A 24,348-nucleotide genomic window follows, 5' to 3' on the forward strand; every position below is an offset into this window, starting at 1 on the left:
AACAACTTGATGAAATGAACACGCCCCTCCGGCCTCGCAGTGAGGCATACTGATGTGCGTTAGTTAAGCGATCAAGAGGAACGTTCATGACTAAGATTGCAACGGTTGGGTTGGAGCTTGCGAAATCCATCTTTCAGGTACACTGCGCGGATGAAGCGGGAACCCCTTTGCTTCGCAAGCGGTTGCGACGTGGTCAAGTCATAGAGTTTTTTGCGGGTATCGAGCCCTGCCTCGTTGGCATGGAGGCTTGCAGCAGCGCGCATTACTGGGCTCGTGAATTGCAAGCATTGGGCCATGAGGTGAAGCTGGTTCCACCGCAATATGTCAAACCGTTTGTAAAGAGCCAGAAGAACGATGCGGCTGATGCGGAAGCAATCGCCGAAGCGGTTCAGCGCCCGACTATGCGTTTTGCAGCAATAAAAAGCGCGGAACAGCAATCTCTTCTAGTCCTGCATCGCACTCGCGAACTTCTGGTACGCCAGAAGACAATGTTGATCAATGCAATCCGCGGCCATTGCGGCGAGTTCGGCCTCGTGGTAGGCGCTGGCGCAGCAAAGGTTAGCGAACTTATCATAGTCATCAAAGACTCGGAAGACACTCGTCTGCCAGCCCTAGCACGTAAAGCCCTGAATTTTTTGGCAGAGCAGTTGAAAGAAACGCAAACACAGATCAAGGCGCTGGAAAGAAAGCTTAACGAGTGGCACACCGACAATGAAGACAGCAAACGGCTGGAGACGATTCCCGGAGTTGGCGTCATCACTGCGACCGCGCTGGTTGCAACAATCGGCGATGTTACCCAGTTCCGCAGTGCCCGCCAGCTTGCCGCATGGCTCGGCTTGGTGCCTAAACAGTACTCGAGCGGCGGTAAGGAAAAATATCGAAACGCGGTGACGGCTATCTGCGCAAGCTTCTGGTTCACGGGGCAAGGACAAGTTTGGGCTGGTCCCGGCGAAAACAGGACGGTTTGTCCCAGTGGCAAAAGGCATTGCTTGAACGGCGCCCGACCAACGTAGTCCTGGTTGCCATGGCCAATAAAATGGCGCGCACCGTCTGGGCCCTGCTCAGCAAGTCGCAAACATATCGGTACAACTCAGTGGAAGTATAAAGCGTCGTACTAAAACCAATTGCGAGGGTGATCGTGATGTGATGGCAAAACAGGGTAACCGGGACCAACTAACCCCGTGGCATTGTCGGAGCTTCGAGCTCGCCAACTTGATTGGGTGTTGGTCTACGAATTCCATCAGGGGCAGCGGAATAGACCGCGCAAACAGGCCGGATAGATGACTGAAAACCTACATTGCTAAAACTCATAAAACGCTTGCAATCCGGGGCGTGTTCATAGATGGCAATGCCAACCAAGGGCTTTGCCAATAGCGCTTATTATTGTTGTCACAATAAATAGAATTACAGTTGATAGTCGTTAATCAATTGAGGCGAGTTTGCTGTCCTCAAGCCTCTCCGGTCAATGACTGGCAGAAAGCAGTTTCTACGGCTTGAAGAGTAGAATTTTTATAAAAGGTGCCCTGATGAGGGCACCTTGGAGGGGTTAAAGAGAGCGCACCTAAAGATCGGCTTGAAGTGACGCAACAGCATCTGTGGTTAAATTGTCGCCAGACACGTTCCATGCGGATGGCTCATGCTCTTCCACGAGCACCATGATGTATTTTGCAAAGTTGGGATTACCTCTCCCTTCCACCTCAAGCAGCACATCAAAAATCTTTTCCCGAAGTTCCTCGCGCTGCTTCTCCGATAATAGGCCCTTAACAGTTCGAATATTAGCAAATGGCATTTGTCATTCCTTATAGTATCTGTCTGTTCGCAGGCTGCTTGGCAACAAGCTCTGGCCTGTGATGATCATCATTCACTATTGAACTACAGCGGGACAGATGGCATAAAAGACAACTAATAGGGGTGTTTTAGCCAAAACTGAATTTCCGGAGGATATATTATTCAAGTGATTGATATAACCGTATTATTTTTAGAAGGAGGATATATTTCAACTGCAATTAACGCTGTCGAGGTGTTTCGAAGCGCAGGAGTTTTCTGGAACCTGCTGAATGGCGACGAGCCCTCCGCCTACTTTAATGTGCGAACAGCATCGCTGAACGGCAGGGCTGTTGTGCCTGATGGACCTATGGCGATTACCCCGCAGTATTCTCTGGATGAGATCGAGCATACGGACCTGATCTTTGTTCCAGCTTCTGGTGTGGATCTGGAAATGATGGTCTCCGGTTATGATATTGATGCTGTGCTATCTAGAAACGCCGGCGTCGTCCCATGGATAAAAGATCAGGCAGAAAAGGGCGCGCAGATCGCGGCTGTATGTTCGGGCACAGCTCTGGTTGCAAAGGCAGGGTTGCTAGACGGGAAGCGGGGCACAATGCACTGGGCTTTTGCTGATATCTATGCGCGGAAGTTTCCAAAGGTGGACTGGCAGCCTGATTACCTTGTCACCGACAGCACTGGCATCTACTGCGGAGGGGGCATAAATTCTGCAGCGGACCTCAGCCTGTATCTTGTCGAGAAATTTTGTGGCAGGGAAGTGGCCGTCGGCTGCGCAAAATCACTGCTCCTTGAAATGCCAAGAACGTGGCAGATGGCATTTGCACTCCTTGATATGAATATGAAGCATGATGATGAAGTTATCCATCGGGCTCAGGCGTTCATCCACGATCAGGCGGTAAAGAGCTTCCGGTTTGAGGATGTGGCAGTGAGCTTTGGCATGAGCCCGCGCAATTTCAATCGGCGTTTTAAAGATGCAACCGGTGATACGCCCGTCGCATACTTGCAAAAACTTCGAATAGCGAAAGCAAAACGGCTTCTGGAAACTGGCCGCGCCTCAATCCAAAAAATCGCTCTGGAAGTCGGCTACGAAGACTTGATCTTCTTCCGCAGCCTGTTCAAACGGCTCACCGGACTAACTCCGGGAGAATACCGCCGCCGATTTGGAGTTTGAGAGCGTTCATATGATCATGGACCGCCAACGCTAAATAGGGTGGTGAAATTGTCTTCTGGTGGAAACGGTTACCTGATTTCTTGGCGGACAAGGACCGATTGTGCGTCCACCATGTGGGCGTGAGTTGGGCACACTATCACGCATGGATTGCAGCTGACAGCTATCCCAGATGCGGGGCGCGCACCAATGCCGGGACTTGGTGTAAACATCGGCTGCCGCAGGCCGAAAGCCTTCTGGCCGCACGTGGTTGAATACGGACCGCAGTGATGTATGTCCGGTTCATCACGCTCCCCCAAGCGGCATTGCAAAGTTGTTTGCGTTTAGATTTTCAAGTACATAGTCTCGGTGAAAATACCCAGCAGTTTTCCCCGTTTGAAGGGATTCCGTTTTCCTTGTGAAGTCATCGCTTATGTTGTTTGGGTGTATCACCGTTTTGCCATGAGTACGGCCGATGTTGAAGACCTTTTAGCGGAACATAGTGTTATCATTAGTCGCGAAACTGTCCGGAAACTGGGGTGAACTCCAAAACCATAGTGTTTAGCATACAGAGCAGTTGCAAAAGTGAGTTGTTACATAAGTCCTCCATTGACGAGTATGTAAGCTGACCACTTTCACCAAAAACGAGACCCTTCATGTTTGTCCTGTTACGCGGAGAAATTTTTGCTTATCGTTTATTCCTACCTGTCTAATTCAAATCGCGCTTACCAGTTCAAACGCTGGATATTCAAGCTTTGTCAGTATTTCGAGAACTGTGATACCAATATTCATCTCAGCCTTCCAACTTTTAAACTTACAGCATTTCAGTATGGTCCCAATGACTTATTTTTAACGTTCCATAAAGGTCCGTCCTTATAAGCGTCCTACAGTCTATCTGCTTCCATCTCCCCTTAGTTTACAATGTCTCTCAGCCGCCTACCCGGCGGCGAACCGTGGGCCTTGTGTTGCCTACTCTTCTTTCCTTCTCTCAGCCGCCTACCCGGCGGCGAACAGGTACGATAGCGCAGTTTACAACGTTGAGCCTCCCCCAAAGAAGTGGTCCACGTTTATGATTAGGAAAACGGAGGACTCGATATGGGAATCAAGAGACCCAAACCAGAAGAGATTGTCGTTAAACTGCGGCAAGTTGAAGTCCTGATGGGGCAAGGAATGGCGCGCATGGATGCGATCCGCCAGATCGGCGTTACCGAGCAAACCTATTACCGTTGGAAGAAGAAGTATGGCGGAATGGGTACGGAGCAACTCAAGGAACTGAAGCGGCTGCAGAAAGAAAATGAACGTTTACGCCGTGCGGTCTCTGATCTGACATTGGACAAGCTGATCCTTACGGAGGCTGCAAAGGGAAACTTCTGAGCCCTGCTCGTCGCAGAGCCTGCATTAACCATATACGCAGTCAGGTGAAGGTTTCCGAGCGGCGTGTTTGTCGCGTTCTTGGCCAGCATCGCTCCACACAGCGTCGCGTCCCCAAAGGGCGAGCGGATGAAGATCAGCTGGTTGCAGATATGATTGAGCTGGCACGCCAATATGGCCGTTACGGTTACCGTCGCATTGCCGCTTTGCTCCGAGAGGCTGGATGGCAAGTGAACGATAAACGTGTTGAACGTCTGTGGCGACGAGAGGGGCTGAAAGTTCCCATGAAGCAACCGAAAAAGGGGCGGCTCTGGCTCAATGATGGGTCTTGCATACGTCTCCGGCCACAGTATCGCAATCACGTGTGGTCCTATGACTTTGTCCATCATCGCACTGATGATGGCAGGGCATTGAGAACGTTGAATATTCTGGATGAGTATACGCGTGAATGCCTTGCTATTCGGGTGAAGCGAAAGCTGAATGCGAGCGAAGTCATCGATGCGCTGACGGACCTGTTTATCCTGCGCGGGCCACCTGCCTATATTCGTTCAGATAACGGCCCGGAGTTCGTGGCGGAGGCGGTTCAAAAGTGGATCAAAGCCGTCGGAGCCCAAACAGCCTACATTGAGCCAGGATCGCCTTGGGAAAACGGATATTGCGAAAGTTTCAATGGGCGAATGCGTGATGAATTATTGAATGGAGAAATCTTCTACTCGCTACATGAAGCTCAAATAATCATAGAACGCTGGAGGAAACACTACAATACCAAACGACCGCATAGTGCTCTGGGCTACCGCCCACCAGTTCCGGAAGTCATTATTCCGATAGACCAAAGGCCAACCATGCACTAACTTTCAAAGCGGACCACTCAAACGGGGCTGCTCACATGAATAACTTGGGGGCTATTGCCCTGTGATACATCAATTACATCGCCACTAGCAGTCCCAAGATCGACGCCATCGGCAAGCGTTGCTCCCTCAATCGTCCACCCATAGACAGTCTGTAAATGATCAAAGGATGTGGCATCCACATAGGTTAGGCCGCTGGTGCCAAGGGTCACCCCTTGCTGGATTGCTGTTTCACCTGAGGTTGTATCAAGCGTGGACCAGCCCGCCAAAAGACTGTTAAAGTTACCAATACTCAACGCGGAATTGTCGAACATACTATCTGCAAAACGGAGTGCAGAAATATCCCAGTTTCCAAGATCCTGATTAAAGGCTTGGGCATCACGAAACATATCATTGGAATTAAATAAACTAGAAACATCCCACCCACTGATATCCTGATTGAAGGTGCTGGTCTCTGTGAACATAGAGATACTGAATTCTACGCTACTAACATCCCATCCACTAATATCCTGATTAAAGGAACTTGCCTGATTGAACATAGAGCTTAAATTCAATACGTTGGACACATCCCAATTGCCAATGTCCTGATTAAACGCCAGGGCTTGACTGAATATACTCGACAAATCGGTAACGTTGGATACATCCCAGTCACCAATATCCTGATTGAATTCGGATGCTCTGTCGAACATGCCTCGCATTTCAGAGACGCCCGAGACATCCCAGATACCCACATTCTGGTTAAAGACATCAGCCCCTTCAAATAAGCCAATCATATTGGTGACATTGCTAATGTCCCAATCGGTGATATCCTGATCAAATGAACTTGCGCCTTCAAACATGCCCTTGATCGTGGTGGCACTGCTCATATCCCAACTCGAGATATCCTGATTAAACGCATAGGCATTTTCAAATACTTCTTCAAAATTCACGACATTGGACACATCCCAGCCAGAAATATCCTGATTGAAGACCCGTGCGTCATCAAACATATCTTGCATTGTGGTGACGTTACTTACATCCCACGCCGAAATATCTTGATTGAATACATGATCGCCCTCAAACATCTCCTTCATGTTCGTGACACTACCCACATCCCAGTTGGAAATATCCTGATTGAAGGCATTCGCATTTTCAAACATCTTCTCCATGTTGGATACAAGACTTACATCCCAGCCAGTCACATAACTTTCGTTAAATAAGGATTGGCCTTGGAACAGTGTACCTAAATCCAAGTTCTCGGCATCAATAATGGCCTGTACCTGCGCTGAAGTTGGCAGGTTGGAAAAGCCGGTCTCGGCCTGAATGGCGGCCTGATAGCGTGCTTCCATTGGAGAAGATGCACTCTCGCTACCCTCCAGAACCCGGTTAACGACAAGCGCTAACTGATCATCGCTCACCGCAACCCCATTGGCATTCATGGCACCATCTGGAGACGAAGAATCCTCTAGTATTTCGGAGAACACCGCGACTTTATCTGGATCTTGATCAATGGTGACAGTTACTTGTGCGCCAGTGAACCCGCCCGCTCCATCTGACACAGTATAAGTAAATGTATCGGAGCCAAAGAAGCCTCATGGGGAATATAAACAAGTACGGCCCCATCAATCGTAACGGTGCCAGACTGAGCTTGCGACACCTGTGATATATTCAGATTTGCAGAATCTACATCGCTGTCGTTTGCCAAAACATCAATAGTGACAGCATTGCCCTCAATGGTAGTTGCTGTGTCAGCGGTCGCCTCAGGCGCATCATTTTCAGGTGTCATATCCAAGGCTGCCAAAGCAGAGGATGTAAGTGCTCCATCAGACACAACATAGGCAAAGGTGACGTCACTGTCATCGTCTGCAGCAGGAATGTACGTCCACGTCCCAACAAGGTTATCAGTCAAGACGCCATTGCCTGCTTGTATGCTCAAGCTGGTGATGGTCAGCGTATCTCCATCCGCATCTGCGGCACCATCAAACAATTCAGCAGCAGTAATAAGCCGGCTTCCATCTTCCTCCATGGCACCAAGGTTCACGTTGGTTGCAATGGGCGCATTATTGCCAGCCGTATCGATAGTCACTTCTAAGACTTCGAAGGAATGAATTTGAATTCCAAGGCTTGAAAAGTAACCTGAAGCCGAACCCGTGCAGTCAATCATCGCCTGAAAGTAAGCCAAATCTTGCTGAAAAGCTTCAGAGTCAAATATTGTCTGCGAGACCACTAAAACAATGGTGTCCCAGCCTTTGTCACCGCAGTAAACATCACAGGTATCCACGTTTTCGGCTTCAATATGAATAACGGTATCATTCCCGCTACCAGCGGACACAAAATCGCTACCATCGCCTGCGTCAATTGTATCATCGCCTTTACCTGCAATGACCAAATCATTGCCATCACCGGCATCAATCGTATCGTCCCCTTTGCCTGTAATGACTAAATCATTGCCATCACCGGCATAAACCGTGTCATCCCCCCTGCCGGAATAGACTAAGTCGTTGCCATCGCCAGATGTGATGGTATCGTCCCCGTTCCCAGAGAGTATGAGGTCATTGTTATCAGAGCCGGAGAGAGTATCGTCACCTCGTGTGCCTTTGATGATAGTCATGATCGGGCTCCTGACCTTGAATGGTCTTTTTGTTGTTGGGTATTGGGTCGAGACATGAGTTTGATGGAGGCAAGACGCCAAATGAGCTGGAATGCTCTGTACGTGAATTTTCTGACATTTATTCTTGGAAATTTATCGAATGGAGACTGCTGGAAAATGCTAAATTGAACTGGGTTTTGAGGACTAGAAATAAAATGAACTGAAGAATAAAAGGCCAATGTCTTAACCAGACCGTGAGCGGCGCTAGAAGACTGTGTTAAGTGGTTCATCTTGGTTGATCGGCCATAATCCATTCCTTATTTCTAAGAGACTTTCTTGTCCACGCAGATACGTGGTAAATTTCTAGAGAAAGGAATTTAGGTTTTAACGACGAACTGGAGTTATCTATTATGAACTATTTGTAATAAACCCTAACAGTTTTAGAGTAACGTTGTTCTAAAATATAAGTGATCGGGAGGGAGCCAAGTTGATGCAAAAGTTAATTGAAAATTATCTTTTAGAGGTGCCCTCTATACAGATAGGGCGCTGTCACGTAAACTTTGGCACCAGTTGAATGGGTTACCGGATGTCTCATGAAGACATCATCGATCAGCTACAAGCACCACCGGTTTCCGCCTCAAATCATTGCCCATGTCGTTTGGTTTTATCACCGTTTCTCACTTCACCTGCGCGAAGTGGAAGAAATGCTGTTGGAACGGGGCCTTGTGGTCTCATATGAAACCATCCGGCGCTGAGAAATAAGTTTGGCCCAGCTTACAGTTGCCAATTGCGCCGGAAAAAGGCCAGCGATACTATCTGTGGCGGGCCGTTGATCAGGCTAGTTACATTCTGGACGAAATCCTTCAATGACGGCGCAATTCCAAAGCTGCCAAACGTTTGTTGACGCGTCTGTTATCAAGCCAAGGAGTTACTCCAAAACGAATTGTTACCGACAAACTCGGTTCTTATGGGGCGGCAAAACGCAAAATGATGCCAGCTGTCGAGCACCGCAGCCACAAGGGCTTAAACAATCGCGCACAGAACTCGCATTTGCCCTTGCGAAGACGAGAGCGAGCCATGCAAAAGTTCAAGTCGCTGGGCCAGCTTCAAAGATTTCTGGCTGTCTTCTCAGGCCTGCGTAATCTCTTCGTTCTATCCCACCATCAACGCTCAGCAATTGACATTCACCTTCACTGCATCAAAGCTTTTAACGGATGGAAACGCGCTACCCAAACTCCGACCTGAAATCGGTCTACCACTGCCTTTTGCGTTTATCGTCAGGATAACGTGACATCACCGATATCAGAAATAACCTGACAAGCAGCCGGAATAATCTCGTCTGCATACTTGCAAGGGCCATGTTGGATACGCTCTGTGTTTAGCTTCTTAATCTCGTAGCCAAGGCGCTCTAAATGAGGCTTGGTAAAGACCGGATCAATACCAAATTGCCGGACACTGTTCTCCTCAAGGAACACCATGTTCACAAGGGTAAGATTCCTGTCCTGATTTACATTGTAACATTTACTGAGGGTTGCAGCACGGATGCCTAAATCGGATGCTGCGGACTCAAGATTGTAAGCATCCAGAAGCTTCTTTGTAGCCCAACAGACCCACCTCTTAATACGGTTCTCTGTTTTGGTTTTGTTCATGGCAGTCAAATCCTTTGGTTAAGACCATGACACTGGGGTATTCAAGGGTTTACTTTCCGTACGTAAATCTATGGGAGCACCCCGCCGGAGTCGGATCAAACAGGGCGCTCAGGTCACAGCAACATATGAGTAAAAGGAAACGCTGCTATGAGTGAGGTAATTGAAAAAGTTGTAACCGATAATGAAGTTCTGGATTGCATTGAGCAGTACAACAACTCAGTAAAGCGCCTGATTGAGAGGCTAGCTCTTTTAGGCTTAGCTATCGAAAAGGCCGAGCAATTGAACGCTGACCAAACGGTAAAAGCCGCAGCGCCCAGCCTTCCCATAAAGAAAAGGAGCCTATTCTCTATGGCCCACCTCCAGTTCCCAGAGATTGACAGTGAGAACTTTGATGAGGAATTGATAGACTGGTCCAACCTGCTTGCTTCGCTGCACTGGAGGCTGGCTCCAAAGAAACAAACTGAGCCTGCATAAGGCCTGTCCCAAACCGCTCGAACGCCCCGCCCCAAGGATAAAAGGCGGGGACGCTCGTTACACAGCAACGTATGAGTGAAAGGAAACGCTGCTATGGGGAATAAGACGGCGGAAGATGCTAAAACTATCACCTCATCTTTCAGTCAAGAGGATCGGGTAAATCTCATTGAGAGCATGGCCGTTAAGGCTCTTAGGCAAGTAACGAGGCTAGAGGATCGCGCTAAGAGTCTGTTTAGAAATATGTTCTTGAACTATTTGTAGAATTCTCCTTTACCGTGATCTTCAAAAACCGGAGATTACGAATGGTATGGACACCGAATACGCGTAAGCTTCATTGCCGCAAAAGCCTAAGCTATCCAAGTGACTTGACTGATGAAGAATGGGCGTTGGTTGAACCGTATATGCCGGATCAGCCTACGAGGGGCGCCGTCGGTGCACAGATCTGCGAGCCATCATCCATGCTATATTATACCTTCTACAGACCGGTTGTCAGTGGTCGTTTTTACCAAAGGACTTTCCGCCAAGCAGTATCGTGTACTATTATTTCAAACGCTTTAGCCACGATGCGACGTTGGAGCGTCTCCATGAAGCTCTTTATCGGAAAACTCGTCAACTTGAAGGGCACCAAGATAGCCCAACCTTCGCCATTGTAGATAGCCAGTCAGCAAAAACTGGCCCTGATGCCCGCGGTGATGTTGGTTACGATGCGGGAAAGAAGGTGAAAGGGAGAAAACGTCATATCCTAGTTGATATTTTAGGGCTTATGTTCAAAGGAAAGGTTCACTCGGCAGGTATTCACGATCGCGACGGGCTTGCTATCGTGTGTGAGCGGTTCACCTCCTGCTTTCCAGCTATTAAAGGAATTTGTGCCGACGGTGGATATCAAGGTCCAATCGCACAAAATGCTAGTCCGTTACCACTCCAAATTGTCAAGCGAACCCAGAAAGAATTTCAGCTTCTACCAAAACGCTCGATTGTAGAGAGAACCTTTGCTTGGCTTGGTATAAACCGGCGTCTGTCAAAGGATGTAGAACGATATGCAGTTACCTCCGAAGCTCTTATGAGCTTTGCTATGGTCAAGCTAATGGTGAGAAGAATTGCCCGAAAAGACAATTCTTAAATAGACTCTAATGCCCCTAGGTGCTCAATGCCATGACGTAGCTGTATGGAGGCTTGTTGTGAGATTTCTTTGTGCGCACTGGCAAGGCGTTCTAGGCTCCGGACCCATAAAAGTATTTGTCATTTAAACTGAGTTATGATTCAAGCTCTCCAACAGGAGAGAATAATGCCGTGTTCCCATTTTTGGCTTTCACAAGACCAGTTTGATCAAATAAAACCATACCTTCCTACCAACACACGGGGTAAAGCTCGGGTGGATGATCGCCGCGTAATCAGTGGTATTATTCATGTTCTCAAATCCGGATGTCGTTGGGTTGATGCTCCTGAAATTTATGGCCCCAGAAAGACGCTCTATAACAGGTTTGTTCGTTGGGCGGCGAAAGGCGTGTGGGAATCACTGTTTACGGCTTTAGCAGCGGCAGACGGACCTCCCGCCCATATCATGATCGATAGCACAGCAGTGAAAGCACACCGCTGTTCTTCAGGCGGTAAAGGGGGGCGAAAACTCAGGCCATAGGCCGTTCACGCGGTGGCCGGACAACAAAAATCCATGCTTTAACGGATGCAGCATGCCGCCCCCTCAGGTTTCTACTGACAGGCGGCCAAGTGGCTGACTGCTTTGCGGCAAAGCTGTTGTTGGAAAAACTGCCTGAGTGCCGTATGCTACACGCTGATAAAGCCTATGACAGTGATGCTTTACGCAAGTAAATCGAAGAACAAGGCGCTGTACCCAACATCCCGCCAAAAGCCAATCGAAAGTGGAAAAACTGCTTTTCACCAACCCTTTACAAGGATCGCAATGCCATTGAACGGATGTTTTGTAGGATCAAGGATTTCCGCAGGATCGCAACTAGATATGATCGAAGCGCAAAGAACTTTCTTTCCGCGCTCAGTCTAGTCGCCGCTATCTGTTACTGGTTATGAGTCTGGACCCTAGTCCTATTTTTTATAAACAATATCAAACGTAGTATTGCTTCATTGAAAATTGACTTATATCAAAATTAATGGAATTAACGGCATACAATTAATAAGATTAGAGACCCTTCATGAATCAAATAATCTATGAAAATAGGGCGACGCATAACCGAGTTCTCGAGCCCCATAAAGTACTTTTTCATGAGGGAGATCATTCAGATCATATCTATGAAATTTCATCTGGTGTTGTAATGCTTTACAAGCTGCTGCCTGACGGGAGGCGGCAGATTATCTATGTAGCAAGCACTGGAGATATAGTTGGATTTTATGCGGGCAATTTGCTTGATTGCACAGTAGAAACCTTAAGTGACGTCACACTGAAAGTATATGATCGGCAAACTATTGACTCCTCTGCCCCTTTGCAGAACTACATAAACCGCCGTTTGGTTTTACAGATGCAACGCTTGCAAGATCATATTGTAAGGCTGGGCTGTAAAACATCATTCGAGCGCGTCTCCTCTTTCCTTATGGAGTTAGTGCCGAATAGAGGGGGCGCTGAGTGTATTGGGCCTGACCCTTCTAAGTGTATGGATGACAAGACAGTGCAACTTAATATGACCCGACAAGAAATTGCTGACTATTTGGGGCTAACAATTGAGACTGTTAGTCGATCCCTGTCAAAGATGCAGCGAGAGGGTTTTATTGAGATCGACTCTCGCAGTACTATTTATATTAAAAACGTTTGTAATGTTTGCAATTTAACAGGATTTGTTAAGGGGCTTTCCTAAATACAGCACCGCTACAGTGGCAGCATCAGGTTTTTTGACGCATATAAAAACTTTTCAGGTAGATTTTTTTTGATGAGGGAGTCAGTAGATGCTGCGAAATGTGGTGAGTATGGGTCAAAAGGGTGCCATCAACTTAACCTGAATTTGGCTGCAAGAGCTTTCGCCATGCGGATTTCAAGCGTGAAGGATAGCTGCCCGTTTCCATTGTGAGAAAGCGTTGATGCGGTGGAGGTGAATGTCGATTGCGGACCGTTGATGGTGAGGTGGAACGAAGAGATTACGCAGGCCGGAGAAGACTGCCAGAAATTTTTGAAGCTGGCCCGGCGACTTGAACTTTTGCATGGCTCGCTCTCGTTTTCGCAAGGGCAAATGCGAGTTCTCTGCGCGATTGTTGAGACCCTTGTGGCTGCGGTGCTCGACAGTTGGCATCACTTTGCGTTTTGCCGCTTTGGTATTGCGCCGTTTTGAAGGATTTCGTTGAGCACATAGCCCTCTTGGTCAACTGTCCGCCACAAGTAATATCGCTGCCCCTGATTTTTGATCACAACCCCATCCAGATACCAGACATCATCGTTGCTGGCCTTTTTCCAGCTCAACTGACGACCATAAGCTGGGCCAAACTTAATTCCCCAGCGCCGGATGGTTTCATACGAAACCACAATACCCCGTTCCAGCAGCATTTCTTCCACCTCGCGCAGGCTGAGCGAAAAGCGGTGATAGAGGCAAACAATGTGAATCTCGGGTGGAAAACGATGGCGCTTGTAACTGATCGGAGCTGAGGTCATACGCTTCTGCTACCCTATCAATCTAGCCCGAGAGTTAACGTGACATCACCGATAAATAAACTCCAACAACGGCAAGGTTCTTCATGATTGCGTCCCTCTTTTTTCAAAAGCTACACTCTGCTCTGTATTGCAGAAATGCGTCGGGAGAGGCATCCATTCCATCATTACCCTAACTCTATGTTCCGACCCTTAGGAGCTCAAGTTGGCGAGAAAACATATGTTGGAGTATAGTTAAATCGTTTGACTGGTCGATAACCATAGGGTTGCAACCAGTCTCGAATTTCAAAAAAATCGTCACTCTGAATTATCTCTAAAACAAGTAAGGGACTAGTCCGTACCAAGGTGGAGGTGGCACCAAGGAGGCAATTCATCTCAAAACCTTCAACATCGATTTTAAGTAAATCTAATTTAGGCAACTGAAGAGAGTCCAGAGCAACCATCGTAACCTCCCCCTGGGATGTTTCACAAAATTTACTCATGCCAGAGTTATGCTCTTTTTTCGGTTTAATAATAGAGCCTGATCCATTTTTACTTCCCACAGACTTGTTGTAGAACTCGATTCTGTTAATAAGACTGTTCTTCTCTATATTGTGCTTTAGGGTCGTAAAAGTTTCTGAATTCGCTTCGAAGGCATAGCCTTTTAAGCCTAATATAGAACCAAAAAAAATACTATGGTTTCCAATATGAGCACCAATGTCTACAAATATCCAGTCGGGCATTGCCGAATGATAGATGTAGTTTAATAAATCTCTCTCATAAAACTGTTTTGACTTTGATACGGTCCTGAATATGTGATCTTCAGGGTCGGTGTCCGCTAGGACAGCGCGCTGGCCGGCATATGAAACTTTGGTCTCATAGTATTTTCTTCGGTTTTCACCCTCCATTTCACGTCCTAACCAGTTTACCGAGACCGCAGAACTCTTGAACTTCCCTCAACGCTTCATTGGGAAGCTGGTTCGTGACAGATAGATACAAAGCATCTTTGTTTTTCACTTCCGCAAGCCAGTTTGCTTCACGTTTTATACAGATCATCGGGTAATTCCTCGTATAAGCATGGCGAGCAAATCTGATGTCTACATAACCACTAGAACCAAGCATAAACTCTAGAGAAGGGAGCTGCTTGCCTTTAGCGTACACAGTACCTGTACCCAGTTGATTTACCCGCTCATTACTCTCTAGACTATGATGAAAGACCCTTACCAATCGGCCGCTTCTTTTTACTCCGTCGTAGTAATCGGAGTATGTTACGCCATGAAGACCGATGATTACGTTCTCGATGGCGATTTCATCGTTCAAGGACAGAAGGCGTTCGGTATAATTTTCTGGGTAAATGATATCATCATCACACAAGAATACATCATCATTGTCTTGGACATCAAAGGCAAACTTTCCGACATCTTTGAGATCTTTTTCAGGGAACAAGAAGTTCGCCTTTTCGAGAGACTCCAAGTCTTGGGGGACCTCACTATATCCATTTAGAGCAATATTAAGAGTGTCAACTTGAGGAGTAATTGAATCTAAGGCCTTGCGTCGATTTCCCTCACGAGCAGGATATGTGGCAATATTTGCAATGATCATAACTAAATAGTCCTAAATAACTTCGGTAATCAATTGATGTTCACGGTAAATATTAGCGCTTTTGATTGCTTCAATTACTTTTTCTTCCGGAATAATCTCTGACCCCAAGATCCTCTGCCTTCCAGCAATTGCCGAATACTCCCTTCTCGCTTTAGCACGGAATCCAATTTCATCGGCTTCAATGCCGGATGTCCTAGTTAAGGAGCTGTCCCCCCAAAGACCCAAAACAAGTGGTTCTTTAAGTTTAACTATTTGGTCCGGGTGAAGTGCGCCGCGTAATTTCTCATAGAACTCTGAATCGGCCCCGCAAAGCACTTCCCGATAGGGTCCGTGCTCCTCAAATACCTCTCTTGAAAACATTATACTGTTCAGGCAATCACGAAGATAAGCACCATCTTTGAAAGCAACCAGATACCCGTTTCGTTTTATTCTTACCCAACTAGCCAGAGAGACTTCAGCTTGTTGCTCAATCATCTTTGAAACTTGGCTTGTGATCCGATGGGGGAGCGCCATATCATCTGCATCATGAAATGTTATAAAATCACCTACCGCATTTTTAATCATTTCATTTCGAATATTATATGGCCCCTGATTCACATCACTAGCAAAAACTCTGACGTTTGGCAGATCTTTGTAATTGCTTATAATGCCTTGGGTGGCGTCAGTGCTGCAGTCATCGCAAATTAATATTTCATAATTACTATAATTTTGATTGATAATTGATTTTATTGCATAATCAATAGTTGATTCAGCATTGTAAGTTGCAATTATAATGCTGACAAGTGGACCGTCTTTCCTCTGCTCAATGGGCTTAATCGGAGAAAATGTAATCCTCTTGAGTACATTTTCAGAATAGCTTCCAAAGCATAGTTGATATGGACATTTAAAACTCTCGAAAAAGCAGTTTATATATCTGATGTAGCTATCTTCTTTTATATCCAAGTAGTAGTTTGCCCATAGTAAAAATGCATTGTAGTTTTTGGGAGTTGCTTCAAGCATTTCTCTAAATGAAATCAGCTTTTTCTTTTCGAGGCTTCTCGAGAGATTGAATATATCAGCTTTTCCGGAAGGGAGAATATAGTCGGATTTATGAAGTTCAGGCTCTGGTGGTTCCAAAATGCGAGCAAGCTGAAAGGTCTCTTCAGAGAGCTCTGTGTACATCGCTAGATATCGTATGAGATCCAGTGCTTCTTGGAAACTCCCTGTACCAACATATGATCTCAAAAGGTAGTTTTGAAAGAGTTTTAGAGCGGCCGCATTCGTTCCAAAGCTTTGGAGGAAGTACTTTGATAAACCTTGCGCTGTCTCGTAGTCTTCTAGTAGCAATGCTACTCTGATCATTTTCCCAACCCATGCGCTGGGATCCTTTCTCAACTGAGCGTCCATATCATCGTTTAAGGACCGTAAAGTTTCAGAGACTTGATAATTCAAATTTCTATAGGGTATATTTCCTGTGTAATCAGTCTCTTCCACTTCAGTAGATGGAATAATAGGATTAATATTACTTTCTATATTAAAACTATCTAGCCAGAACTTAACTGGCCTTTGGAACTCAAACGCAAGTCGATACTCCGCCTCTGCAGCCGGAGGGTGTGGCAGTTCTATATGTTTGGAGAGTTTTCTAGCTTTTCCTGATCTAGCTATGGAGGCGCAGACTTTGCAAAATGTCTTTCCAATGCCGCTCTTATATTCAAGTATTTTTAAACTGGGACCGTTACCTGCTGCTGGAGCTAAGGCTCTATATTCAAAGTGAAATTCAAGCGCTCCTTTTGCTAAGAGACTTTCGTCAATTTCATATTCTAAACGCAGCCATTTAACTTCTTCCGAAAGGTCTAGGTGAATAGAGTTATCTGTGTCATGTTGGCTCACAAAATGAGCGTTTGTCGACTTTTGATCTGATCTGATTGGCGAGTACGATACTTTCCAAGGCGTGCTCAGTCTACTTACGTCAGTTTTGATATCTTCTTTCAACATCTTCTAGTTCACCTGATTTACGACTGGTAATAATAACATCGGCTTTCTGCTTGAAGTCTGTGATACCTTGAATAACTCTAGCCCCACAAAAGCCAGCCTCCCTCATCGCGGGCTCATAGATAATGACCTCAATTCACTTGACCTTTAATCTTTTCATAAAACGCTGTTCAAATGATACCCCGACATTGTCAGACCCTACTTTCATAGTAAGTCTATAGATCCCGACTAAATTTGGTCCCTGGGAGTAACCAGACCTGCGAAGGCGTCTTTTTAAGACCGAATTGCATCCACCTAGGCTCAGATATAGTTTTGTGGGCCATCCGCATAGTTTGCTGGGGGCTGTTTCGTATCTTTGGATAAAATGCCGCCATACCCAAAAAAGTTGGCAGTCCCTATCTGTTGGACCAACTTGAAAATCAGTGCATACTTTGCCTTTGGGCCTCCGAAATGAGAACCTCTTTAGCCGAAGGGCATTAGTCTAGAGCTATAGAAATGTCTTCGTCGTCAACGGCAAGCGCTTACAGAGTGCCAACCCAACCCTACTCATTCATGTGCGTAAACATATCCAAGGTCCTATAACAGTCAGTTACTTATGAGTTAATCAATTATATGGGAAGGAATACCTAATCCTATACTTTATATTAATTAGCATAAACACAATAAAACTCAACCTTTAAGTTATTCTATATAGATTTTAAATATACTTAAATATATTTAGAGGTATATTGACTTGATTCCCTAATAACTCACCTATAAAGTTACTCCAACATCAATCAAATATTTTAATAATGTATAACCAGATAGGTTTAATATTTATCAAAAACTCAATAGTATTTCACTCAATAGTATTTCAAAGGCATCGACCCCAAAAGCAATGCAATCCAAGATATTCATTGAAAGTGGTCTTCGGATACACAAAGCGAACGACCCTTCAATCCGCTACGTCCAGATCTATGGTGAACGAAACAGCGGAACTTCCTTTTTAAGTGATATTTTAAAGGATAACATGAAGGAGCCTCGAAATTTCCTAGGTACGAGGGCGAGCGACGCGACGCCCTTGGGTACAAAAATATTTGGATACAAGCACTGGTTTATTAATCAGGAGAAGTTCAAAGATCCTCGCAGCAACGAAACACTGTTTGTTGTCATCTATCGAAATCCGTATACTTGGTTCCGCTCCATGATGGAGAAGCCGTACGCCCTGTCTCAGTCAATCTCCGGGCGCAGCGTCGAAGAACTACCTGGACTTAAACTTGCTGGCCACATAAATGGGAAGGACACCTTGAACGAATTTCATCCAAATACCGGAGAAAAGGTTGATCTGTTTGAGTTAAGGCGTCTGAAGATTGAGAGTTTTGAAAACCTGAAAAACTATGTTGAAAATATTGTATTCATAAATATGGAGACGCTATTGAGTGATCCGTCCTCGATGATGCAGGCGCTCTCACAAAACTATCGAACGGGCTTTGTGCCGAAATTGAATCAAGAGCGTGTCCCTCCACGGGCGCTTCTCCGGCAATACTCAAAGCCTGAGGTGTTCTCGCCGCAGGAAATTCGCGTCCTAAATGAAAACATCCATTGGAATACTGAGGCTTCTATTGGATATGAAAAGAACAATTACTTCCTGCCAGCTTCGGACAGGCTGACCTTCGTGATCTTGCACGGGTCATCTGCAGTAGGGAAGACCTATGCCATCAAGCGGTTGCAGAAAGAGCGAGATGGGATAATCAGTTTAGAGATGGACGATTGCCGTTATTGGGACGACTATCCTCCAGCGCTGGAGAAGAACCAAGTCCGAGCTATTGTCCCGAATGTCACGCAACAGGGCTACCAAGATCTGATGGATCTTGTGCTTAAGGTCAGCGTCAAAGCTCAACGAAACATCGGTTATCTCCTGCAGCAGGCGCACGGGATGATCACCGAAACGCTAACCGCTCCAGACAATAAGATTGTGGTGGCTACCTGCGGGGCACTGCCATTTCCCACTTCGCGGAATAAGCCGTCTATATATACTTGGCTAGAAGCCCGCCTCCCAATCATCTTCACACATCTGCTAATCGACATCCCTCAAGAAATGCATCTGTCGCGCATGAAGGAACGAGGGCGCATCCACCTAAAAGATGAAATTTTGCAAAACTCCAACAAGAGACAGAAAGTACGTGAGAATCACGACATCATGGTCTCAAGCTATGACGAGATTCTGGCGGCTGTAGATGCTCTTTCTTGCCCCAGTTAGGGTATTTAGCGGGGGCAAATAATTGGGGTTATGCCCCGAAATGAAGTGCTGTAATCACCTATTACAAATTTACATAAAAGCTTCAGGACGAGAACCAATGCGGACACACAAGAAAGCAGGTAGAAACCTCAGTTACATTCAAATTTTTGGCGAGCGCAACAGCGGCACTAACCACTTGCGCAGGTTGGTGCAAGAGAGCATGAAAGAGCCTCTAAACTTCCTAGGTTCCTACGGCTCTAAGAATAAACCGAATAACACCACTAGGCGGTTCGGTTACAAACACTATTACGCGAGACAGGAAAAGCTTGCCAATGATCAAAAAGAAGCGCTCTTTTTGGTTATTTATAAAAACCCTTATACTTGGATTCGTTCAACCATGGTCAAGCCATACCATTTTCGGGATGACCTTGAAGGTAAGCGGATCGAAGACTTGCCAAATCTGTTGCTTACCGGAAAGAATGTTCATGGCAATCTGATTCCAGATGTTCACCCCAAAACTGGTGAAGCGACTACCATCTTCGAGCTGCGCCGTCACAAGATCAAGAATTGGGAAGGCCTCATTGATCATGTGGATAGCGCCGTGTTTTTGACATATGAAGAACTATTACTGAGACCAACTCAAATTATTCAGGAAATTATCGACAATTTTCCGAGCCTTTTTCACAGTTCTACTGCGCCGGAATACAAGACCGAAAACAAGTATCTTGAGAAATACGTCAATCCCGAACCGTTTACGGATAGCGAAATGGGCGTCATGAATGCTCACATTCCTTGGGAAGTTGAGGCGAACATCGGATACCAGAAAAATAATCTTTTTATCTCGACATAACCGTTTAGAGTATAGGGAGATTTGAGCAGCCCCGTTTGAGTGGTCCGCTTTGAAAGCTAGTGCATGGTTGGCCTTTGGTCTATCGGAATAATGACTTCCGGAACTGGAGGGCGGTAGTCCAGAGCACTATGCGTTCGTTTGGTGGGTAGTGATGGAATGGATGCCTCTCCCGGCGCATTTCTGCAATACTGAGCAGAGTGTAGCTTTTGGAAAAAGAGGGACGCAACCATGAAGAACCTTGCCGTTGTTGGAGTTGATTTATCAAAGAACGTTTTTCAACTGCATGGAGCCGCTGCAGACGGACATGTCGTGTTTTCAAAGAAGGTTTCTCGTGCGGGTTTTTTGAAGGCTTTGGGTAAGCTGCCAACTTGTCTTGTCGCAATGGAGGCTTGTGCGAGTTCCCATTATTGGGGAAGAGAGGTGGGAAAGCTGGGGCACGAGGTTCGCTTGATTGCGCCGATTTACGTCAAACCCTTTGTTAAGCGCCAGAAAAACGACGCCAACGATGCTTTTGCCATTGCCGAAGCCGCCGCCCGTCCCACCATGCGCTTTGTGGAGGTCAAAAGCGAACTTCAACAGGCCCGTTCGATGGTGTTCCGCACCCGTGAGATTCTGGTGCGCCAGCGAACCCAAATGATTAACGCGCTGCGGGCGCATTTGGCCGAACATGGACTGGTCGTCCCTCATGGCGCGGTCCATGTTGAGAAGCTGAGGCAGCGTCTTGAAGCGGATGGGGGACATCTTCCTGAGATTGTTCATGAAATGGCGAGGTTGTACTTTGAACAGATTGGCGAGCATACGCAAAAGATTAAGGTGCTTGAGAAAAAACTTCAGACATTGGCCAGAAACAGTGGTACGGCAAAAATTCTGCAAACCATTCCCGGGCTCGGCCCAATCACCGCGATAGCGATAGAGGCTTTTGCCCCCGCAATGGCCACGTTCAAGCGCGGGCGGGATTTCGCCGCTTGGCTGGGCCTGGTTCCCAAGCAGCACTCAACGGGGGGCAAAACGCGGCTTGGGAAGACGTCTAAAGCCGGCCAGCGTGATATTCGCAGGCTGCTGATTATTGGCGCGACAACAGTTATTTGGTGGGCCCGCAAAAAAGGCGCGCCCCGGCATCCGTGGCTTGAGGCCTTGCTGGCAAGAAAAGCTCCTCTGGTGGCCGCTGTGGCGCTGGCAAATAAAATGGCGCGAACAGTATGGGCAATGATAACAAAGGGAGAAACCTATCGAGATCCGGCAAGCATGGCTGTGTGAACGTGGCTTGTCTCGTCGGTAAGCCGGGAGGGATTGCAAGGGACATCTGACAGTTAAGGACCCAGGATCACTAAGATCGGATCAGGAAAACCAGTTTGCGACACGGAGCTTTGAGCTCGTGGTTATGATATTGGACCTGATCGGCGCTTATCCATAACGGCCCGCGAGGACAAAATCTTGCAAAAAGGCCTGATACACGTGCGCACTTGATCCCATGGTTTTTACGTCTGAGTAACTCTCGCATTGACTAAGGCATCCATACATGTCGCAAATTTTGTGTGAACACAGATTCAATCTATGGTCTAGACAGAATTATCCGGCGAGTGCCATGAACTGACGATAGGCTGGAATGTCCTGCTGTCCGATCTGGACTTTTCTGATCATATGAGCAGTTTCAATTCCCTCAAGTGTAGCTTCGGCAGAATGGAAGGCTTTGAAACCCATCATTGCTCTGGTCAGGCGCTTAACAGACCGGTGGTCTTGCTCAATGATATTGTTAAGGTATTTGACCTGTAGGATGGCGATGAATGACAACCAGCAACCGACGAGCAACAAATATAGGTTGATGTTGTTGAGCCCAGCCCTGTTAGCTCCGCACTTGTCCATCACCACCTTTTCCGGCAATGCATTATTGCCAATGGCTTTCTCAAAGAAGAGCGTCGCTGCCTCTTCATCACGGATCTTTGAAAGCATAAAGTCAACGGTTTTGCCGTGTTTATCAAGGGCGCGATATAAGTAAACCCATACACCTTTTACCTTTATGTAAGTCTCGTCCATGCGCCATGAGGTTTCCACATTATGCTTTTGCTTTCTGGCTTCTTTTGCAATCAGCGGTGAATACTTCACAACCCAACGATTGAGGGTGGCGTGGTCAAGATCAACACTCCGCTCCTCCTTAGATGTTAAGTCCCGCGAGGAGATGGTTAGGCTGTTTTATGAACCTGTCCGGCTCGTTTGTCCATTGTTTGGTAATGTATTCAAAGGGTGTTTGTCCTTTGAGAGCCTTGAGGCGTTTGGCGAAGTTATAAGCCTGTATGAACGTTTCCAGATGAGTGCGCAGCAGGTTGTGTGTCTGGTAATAATAGCGTCGAACCGTGGCCTCTTTGATGGTGCGGTTCATACGTTCGACCTGACCGTTGGTCCAGGGATGGGCCGGTTTCGTTAGCCGGTGGTCAATATCATTTTGAGCGCAGGCCAGAACAAAAGCATGGCATCGAAACCGCTGACCGGTCGCGAGCATACGCTTCACGTCCTGAGCATTCCAACTGTCGCCTTTGGGATCGGTGAAATGGGTCCCGTTGTCAGTCAGCACGGTGTGGACTTTATAAGGTACAGTCATGATGAGGTTGCGAAGAAAGTTGCCAGCAATCCTTCTGGTGGCTTTCTCATGCAGTTCCACAAAGGCAAACTTCGACGTTCTATCAATGGCAACGAACAAATAAAGCTTGCCTTCCGCAGTTCGCACCTCCGCGATATCGATGTGAAAGTAACCGATCGGATAGGCTTTGAAAGGTTTTTTGGTCTTGTTCTTATCTGGGGCTGGCAGACGCGAAATCCCGTGGCGCTGGAATAGACGGTGGAGGGATGAGCGGGTCAACTTCGGGATCGTTTCCTGCAGAGCATAAAGGCAGTCATCCAGCGCGAGTAAAGAGTGCTTGCGAAAAGCAATACACGCAGCCTCTTCAGCCACAGTAAGAACGGTAGAGCGAGGATTTTTCCGGCCCATAGGTTGATCTTCTACGCTGCTACGTTTTTTCCACTTCATAACCGTTTTGGGATTGATGTTATATCGGGTACTCAGCTCTTTGATTGTTGCATCCGATTTTTGGATGGCCGATCGAACCGCGTGAGTAGTCGTGGCGCTGCCGTGTAATACCTGTCCCATAGCCCCTCCTTACAAGATGGTGTCAACGATAAACTGATTCCATCTTCTCGCGGGACTAAACACTTAGAGTGCGTTCCGTTTGATTGGGTTCAATCAAACGACAAGAATTCGCTCAAAGTAAATATGTTAGAGTGCACAGCGTGAATGCGAAAGAACGCGATGTGCTCTAAATGTTTAGTCCCGACTTGAGGCATTCCCTTTATCGCAGCTATTTGCCTTAAGCTCATCCCATTTATCAAGTGATCGCATATCGTATCTGCTAAATCAGGCGTGAAGATTGTTGGCCTGCCGTTCTTTTTTTTGGGCTTAGAGAGTGTCTTACCTTCTACATCCTCTACAGGCACCAGTGCAGTTGATCTCTTACTCTCCTCTTCTCCCTTCTTTAATGCAGGCATAGCGTATCCTTTGTTCTAACAACAAGCATAGGTGTTACTGGCCTTTTAACGTACCGGGCAGGTCCTTTAGTTGCTCTAATCACCCTCTATTTACCCCCACTTCACCCTCAGTTCACAGGTGCACTCTTGGCTCGTCTGCTTCTTGTTGGCAATCACAAGAACAATCAATCGGAGTTCCTATGAAACACCTACTTAGAGCCTTGACCTGCTGCTCTTGCATCGCACTTGCTTCTCCTTCTTTTGCAGTGGCGTTTTCAAAAAAACACTGCACTTATGGAGAAGGAGTACAAGATTTGCAGGTTCACGTTGAAGTGCAGGTAATTGAGGTAGGACAAGACCCCTCACCGGCTAATATATCCGGCGCTCTTCTTACCTACTCTCATGAGTACATCGAGAACCTTAGAGGCGCATGTGCTCAAGATGGAACCTCTTACACGTGTACAGCAGATGGTACGGTAAGCGACGAGCAAAACCCATTCTACTACATGTTCAAAATCGTCGATCATAATGGTGAAAAAATTATCGGAGGAACTGCCACCTGCGGTGACGTGTAGAGGCTTTGTTTTGGATAGAGCCTTCAGTTTATCTGGGGGCTTATTCAATCACACCAATCTAGTGATTATGTTGGAATATGGTTTTTATTAACCTGTGACCATATGGAATGGAATGCTACAGAGCCAGCCATATGCAAGCAGCGCCAGCGGCAGATAACAGCACTCCATATTGAATACCGTAGGATATAGG

General features: G+C 46.7%; 21 protein-coding genes and 5 pseudogenes. 13 read left to right on the forward strand and 13 right to left on the reverse strand.

Annotation, left to right across the window (positions count from 1 at the left end):
- Window positions 1-86 precede the first annotated feature (86 nt).
- A pseudogene (locus P6574_RS09845) lies at window positions 87-1,105 on the forward strand (IS110 family RNA-guided transposase).
- Window positions 1,106-1,173: 68 nt separating this feature from the next.
- On the opposite strand, the gene P6574_RS09850 reads toward P6574_RS09845, so the two are convergent.
- The gene (locus tag P6574_RS09850) at window positions 1,174-1,311 is read right to left on the reverse strand and encodes a hypothetical protein (protein ID WP_310620116.1); all 138 of its coding nucleotides are present in this window, start codon (window positions 1,309-1,311) and stop codon (window positions 1,174-1,176) included.
- Window positions 1,312-1,561: 250 nt separating this feature from the next.
- Entirely contained in the window at window positions 1,562-1,789 is a 228-nt protein-coding gene (locus P6574_RS09855) for a tautomerase family protein (RefSeq protein WP_310620117.1), read from the reverse strand.
- 165 nt (window positions 1,790-1,954) lie between these two features.
- Between P6574_RS09855 and P6574_RS09860 the strand changes: the two genes are divergently transcribed.
- The gene (locus tag P6574_RS09860) at window positions 1,955-2,956 is read left to right on the forward strand and encodes a GlxA family transcriptional regulator (RefSeq protein WP_310620118.1); all 1,002 of its coding nucleotides are present in this window, start codon (window positions 1,955-1,957) and stop codon (window positions 2,954-2,956) included.
- A 160-nt stretch (window positions 2,957-3,116) separates the two neighbouring features.
- Here the strand turns inward: P6574_RS09860 and P6574_RS09865 are convergent, their stop codons facing one another.
- Window positions 3,117-3,239 carry a hypothetical protein gene (locus P6574_RS09865; RefSeq protein WP_310620119.1) on the reverse strand — a complete coding sequence of 41 codons (123 nt, stop codon included), beginning with the start codon at window positions 3,237-3,239 and terminating at the stop codon, window positions 3,117-3,119.
- A gap of 62 nt (window positions 3,240-3,301) precedes the next feature.
- On the opposite strand from P6574_RS09865, the pseudogene P6574_RS09870 reads away from it, so the two are divergent.
- A pseudogene (locus tag P6574_RS09870) lies at window positions 3,302-3,463 on the forward strand (IS6 family transposase); the annotation flags it as partial.
- A gap of 564 nt (window positions 3,464-4,027) precedes the next feature.
- Window positions 4,028-5,154, forward strand: a protein-coding gene (locus tag P6574_RS09875; protein ID WP_310620120.1) for an IS3 family transposase whose coding sequence is annotated in 2 segments (ribosomal slippage) — window positions 4,028-4,292 and window positions 4,292-5,154 — 1,128 coding nt in all. Because the reading frame shifts where the segments join, the coding sequence is not laid out codon by codon here.
- 17 nt (window positions 5,155-5,171) lie between these two features.
- Here the strand turns inward: P6574_RS09875 and P6574_RS09880 are convergent.
- Together P6574_RS09880 and P6574_RS09885 are read right to left on the reverse strand one after the other, a co-directional pair.
- On the reverse strand, window positions 5,172-6,689 hold the full coding sequence (locus P6574_RS09880; RefSeq protein WP_310620121.1) for a BspA family leucine-rich repeat surface protein: 1,518 nt from the start codon (window positions 6,687-6,689) through the stop codon (window positions 5,172-5,174).
- The gene (locus P6574_RS09885; protein ID WP_310620122.1) at window positions 6,650-7,741 is read right to left on the reverse strand and encodes a cadherin-like domain-containing protein; all 1,092 of its coding nucleotides are present in this window, start codon (window positions 7,739-7,741) and stop codon (window positions 6,650-6,652) included. The genes P6574_RS09880 and P6574_RS09885 overlap by 40 nt, the downstream gene beginning before the upstream one ends.
- Before the next feature lie 572 nt (window positions 7,742-8,313).
- Here P6574_RS09885 and P6574_RS09890 point away from each other — a divergent pair.
- Window positions 8,314-8,965: pseudogene (locus P6574_RS09890) on the forward strand (IS6 family transposase).
- Window positions 8,966-8,997: 32 nt separating this feature from the next.
- Here the strand turns inward: P6574_RS09890 and P6574_RS09895 are convergent.
- Complete coding sequence (locus P6574_RS09895; RefSeq protein ID WP_310620123.1) at window positions 8,998-9,369, reverse strand: hypothetical protein; 372 nt, start codon at window positions 9,367-9,369, stop codon at window positions 8,998-9,000.
- Between the two features lie 147 nt (window positions 9,370-9,516).
- Between P6574_RS09895 and P6574_RS09900 the strand changes: the two genes are divergently transcribed.
- The 4 genes and pseudogenes from P6574_RS09900 to P6574_RS09915 all read left to right on the forward strand — a co-directional run bounded on the left by P6574_RS09900 (window position 9,517) and on the right by P6574_RS09915 (window position 12,665).
- Complete coding sequence (locus P6574_RS09900; RefSeq protein WP_310620124.1) at window positions 9,517-9,843, forward strand: hypothetical protein; 327 nt, start codon at window positions 9,517-9,519, stop codon at window positions 9,841-9,843.
- A 302-nt stretch (window positions 9,844-10,145) separates the two neighbouring features.
- Window positions 10,146-10,963 (forward strand): IS5 family transposase gene (locus P6574_RS09905; protein ID WP_310620125.1). Its coding sequence is split into 2 segments (ribosomal slippage): window positions 10,146-10,251 and window positions 10,251-10,963, totalling 819 coding nucleotides; the frame shifts between segments, so codons are not numbered across the junction.
- A gap of 165 nt (window positions 10,964-11,128) precedes the next feature.
- Window positions 11,129-11,886, forward strand: a pseudogene (locus P6574_RS09910) (IS5 family transposase).
- Window positions 11,887-12,008: 122 nt separating this feature from the next.
- Entirely contained in the window at window positions 12,009-12,665 is a 657-nt protein-coding gene (locus P6574_RS09915) for a Crp/Fnr family transcriptional regulator (RefSeq protein WP_310620126.1), read from the forward strand.
- A gap of 174 nt (window positions 12,666-12,839) precedes the next feature.
- On the opposite strand, the pseudogene P6574_RS09920 reads toward P6574_RS09915, so the two are convergent.
- From P6574_RS09920 to P6574_RS09935, 4 genes and pseudogenes are all read right to left on the reverse strand, one after another.
- A pseudogene (locus tag P6574_RS09920) lies at window positions 12,840-13,450 on the reverse strand (IS6 family transposase).
- Between the two features lie 197 nt (window positions 13,451-13,647).
- On the reverse strand, window positions 13,648-14,334 hold the full coding sequence (locus P6574_RS09925; protein ID WP_310620127.1) for an FkbM family methyltransferase: 687 nt from the start codon (window positions 14,332-14,334) through the stop codon (window positions 13,648-13,650).
- Window position 14,335: 1 nt separating this feature from the next.
- Window positions 14,336-15,028 (reverse strand): hypothetical protein, encoded by a 693-nt coding sequence (locus P6574_RS09930; protein WP_310620128.1) that lies wholly within the window; start codon window positions 15,026-15,028, stop codon window positions 14,336-14,338.
- Window positions 15,029-15,040: 12 nt separating this feature from the next.
- Entirely contained in the window at window positions 15,041-17,002 is a 1,962-nt protein-coding gene (locus tag P6574_RS09935; RefSeq protein ID WP_310620129.1) for a glycosyltransferase family 2 protein, read from the reverse strand.
- Between the two features lie 874 nt (window positions 17,003-17,876).
- Here P6574_RS09935 and P6574_RS09940 point away from each other — a divergent pair.
- The 3 genes from P6574_RS09940 to P6574_RS09950 all read left to right on the forward strand — a co-directional run bounded on the left by P6574_RS09940 (window position 17,877) and on the right by P6574_RS09950 (window position 21,324).
- A complete protein-coding gene (locus P6574_RS09940; RefSeq protein WP_310620130.1) occupies window positions 17,877-19,238 on the forward strand; it encodes an ATP-binding protein in 1,362 nt (453 codons plus the stop codon).
- A 97-nt stretch (window positions 19,239-19,335) separates the two neighbouring features.
- Window positions 19,336-20,067, forward strand: a complete 732-nt coding sequence (locus P6574_RS09945; RefSeq protein ID WP_310620131.1) for a hypothetical protein — start codon at window positions 19,336-19,338, stop codon at window positions 20,065-20,067.
- 228 nt (window positions 20,068-20,295) lie between these two features.
- Window positions 20,296-21,324 (forward strand): IS110 family RNA-guided transposase, encoded by a 1,029-nt coding sequence (locus tag P6574_RS09950; protein WP_310619544.1) that lies wholly within the window; start codon window positions 20,296-20,298, stop codon window positions 21,322-21,324.
- A gap of 312 nt (window positions 21,325-21,636) precedes the next feature.
- Here P6574_RS09950 and P6574_RS09955 read toward each other — a convergent pair whose 3' ends face one another.
- From P6574_RS09955 to P6574_RS09965, 3 genes are all read right to left on the reverse strand, one after another.
- A complete protein-coding gene (locus tag P6574_RS09955) occupies window positions 21,637-22,245 on the reverse strand; it encodes an IS6 family transposase (RefSeq protein WP_405048140.1) in 609 nt (202 codons plus the stop codon).
- Window positions 22,220-23,209: an IS481 family transposase gene (locus tag P6574_RS09960; RefSeq protein WP_310620132.1), complete on the reverse strand. Its 990-nt coding sequence runs from the start codon at window positions 23,207-23,209 to the stop codon at window positions 22,220-22,222. The genes P6574_RS09955 and P6574_RS09960 overlap by 26 nt, the downstream gene beginning before the upstream one ends.
- Window positions 23,210-23,298: 89 nt before the next feature.
- Entirely contained in the window at window positions 23,299-23,604 is a 306-nt protein-coding gene (locus P6574_RS09965) for a hypothetical protein (RefSeq protein WP_310620133.1), read from the reverse strand.
- Window positions 23,605-23,783: 179 nt separating this feature from the next.
- On the opposite strand from P6574_RS09965, the gene P6574_RS09970 reads away from it, so the two are divergent.
- Window positions 23,784-24,158, forward strand: coding sequence for a hypothetical protein (locus tag P6574_RS09970; protein ID WP_310620134.1), 375 nt, complete (start codon window positions 23,784-23,786; stop codon window positions 24,156-24,158).
- Window positions 24,159-24,348 lie beyond the last annotated feature (190 nt).

Source organism: Pseudovibrio sp. M1P-2-3 (assembly GCF_031501865.1).
Taxonomy (GTDB): Bacteria; Pseudomonadota; Alphaproteobacteria; order Rhizobiales; family Stappiaceae; genus Pseudovibrio; species Pseudovibrio corallicola.

What these genes read in the sequence shown, in the direction of transcription:
- P6574_RS09850 (WP_310620116.1), bottom strand. Translation starts at nt 1,311, where the DNA reads ATGAGTTTTAGCAATGTAGGTTTTCAGTCATCTATCCGGCCTGTTTGC.
- P6574_RS09855 (WP_310620117.1), bottom strand. Translation starts at nt 1,789, where the DNA reads ATGCCATTTGCTAATATTCGAACTGTTAAGGGCCTATTATCGGAGAAG.
- P6574_RS09865 (WP_310620119.1), bottom strand. Translation starts at nt 3,239, where the DNA reads ATGAACCGGACATACATCACTGCGGTCCGTATTCAACCACGTGCGGCC.
- P6574_RS09885 (WP_310620122.1), bottom strand. Translation starts at nt 7,741, where the DNA reads ATGACTATCATCAAAGGCACACGAGGTGACGATACTCTCTCCGGCTCT.
- P6574_RS09895 (WP_310620123.1), bottom strand. Translation starts at nt 9,369, where the DNA reads ATGAACAAAACCAAAACAGAGAACCGTATTAAGAGGTGGGTCTGTTGG.
- P6574_RS09900 (WP_310620124.1), top strand. Translation starts at nt 9,517, where the DNA reads ATGAGTGAGGTAATTGAAAAAGTTGTAACCGATAATGAAGTTCTGGAT.
- P6574_RS09915 (WP_310620126.1), top strand. Translation starts at nt 12,009, where the DNA reads ATGAATCAAATAATCTATGAAAATAGGGCGACGCATAACCGAGTTCTC.
- P6574_RS09925 (WP_310620127.1), bottom strand. Translation starts at nt 14,334, where the DNA reads ATGGAGGGTGAAAACCGAAGAAAATACTATGAGACCAAAGTTTCATAT.
- P6574_RS09930 (WP_310620128.1), bottom strand. Translation starts at nt 15,028, where the DNA reads ATGATCATTGCAAATATTGCCACATATCCTGCTCGTGAGGGAAATCGA.
- P6574_RS09935 (WP_310620129.1), bottom strand. Translation starts at nt 17,002, where the DNA reads ATGTTGAAAGAAGATATCAAAACTGACGTAAGTAGACTGAGCACGCCT.
- P6574_RS09940 (WP_310620130.1), top strand. Translation starts at nt 17,877, where the DNA reads ATGCAATCCAAGATATTCATTGAAAGTGGTCTTCGGATACACAAAGCG.
- P6574_RS09945 (WP_310620131.1), top strand. Translation starts at nt 19,336, where the DNA reads ATGCGGACACACAAGAAAGCAGGTAGAAACCTCAGTTACATTCAAATT.
- P6574_RS09950 (WP_310619544.1), top strand. Translation starts at nt 20,296, where the DNA reads ATGAAGAACCTTGCCGTTGTTGGAGTTGATTTATCAAAGAACGTTTTT.
- P6574_RS09960 (WP_310620132.1), bottom strand. Translation starts at nt 23,209, where the DNA reads ATGGGACAGGTATTACACGGCAGCGCCACGACTACTCACGCGGTTCGA.
- P6574_RS09965 (WP_310620133.1), bottom strand. Translation starts at nt 23,604, where the DNA reads ATGCCTGCATTAAAGAAGGGAGAAGAGGAGAGTAAGAGATCAACTGCA.
- P6574_RS09970 (WP_310620134.1), top strand. Translation starts at nt 23,784, where the DNA reads ATGAAACACCTACTTAGAGCCTTGACCTGCTGCTCTTGCATCGCACTT.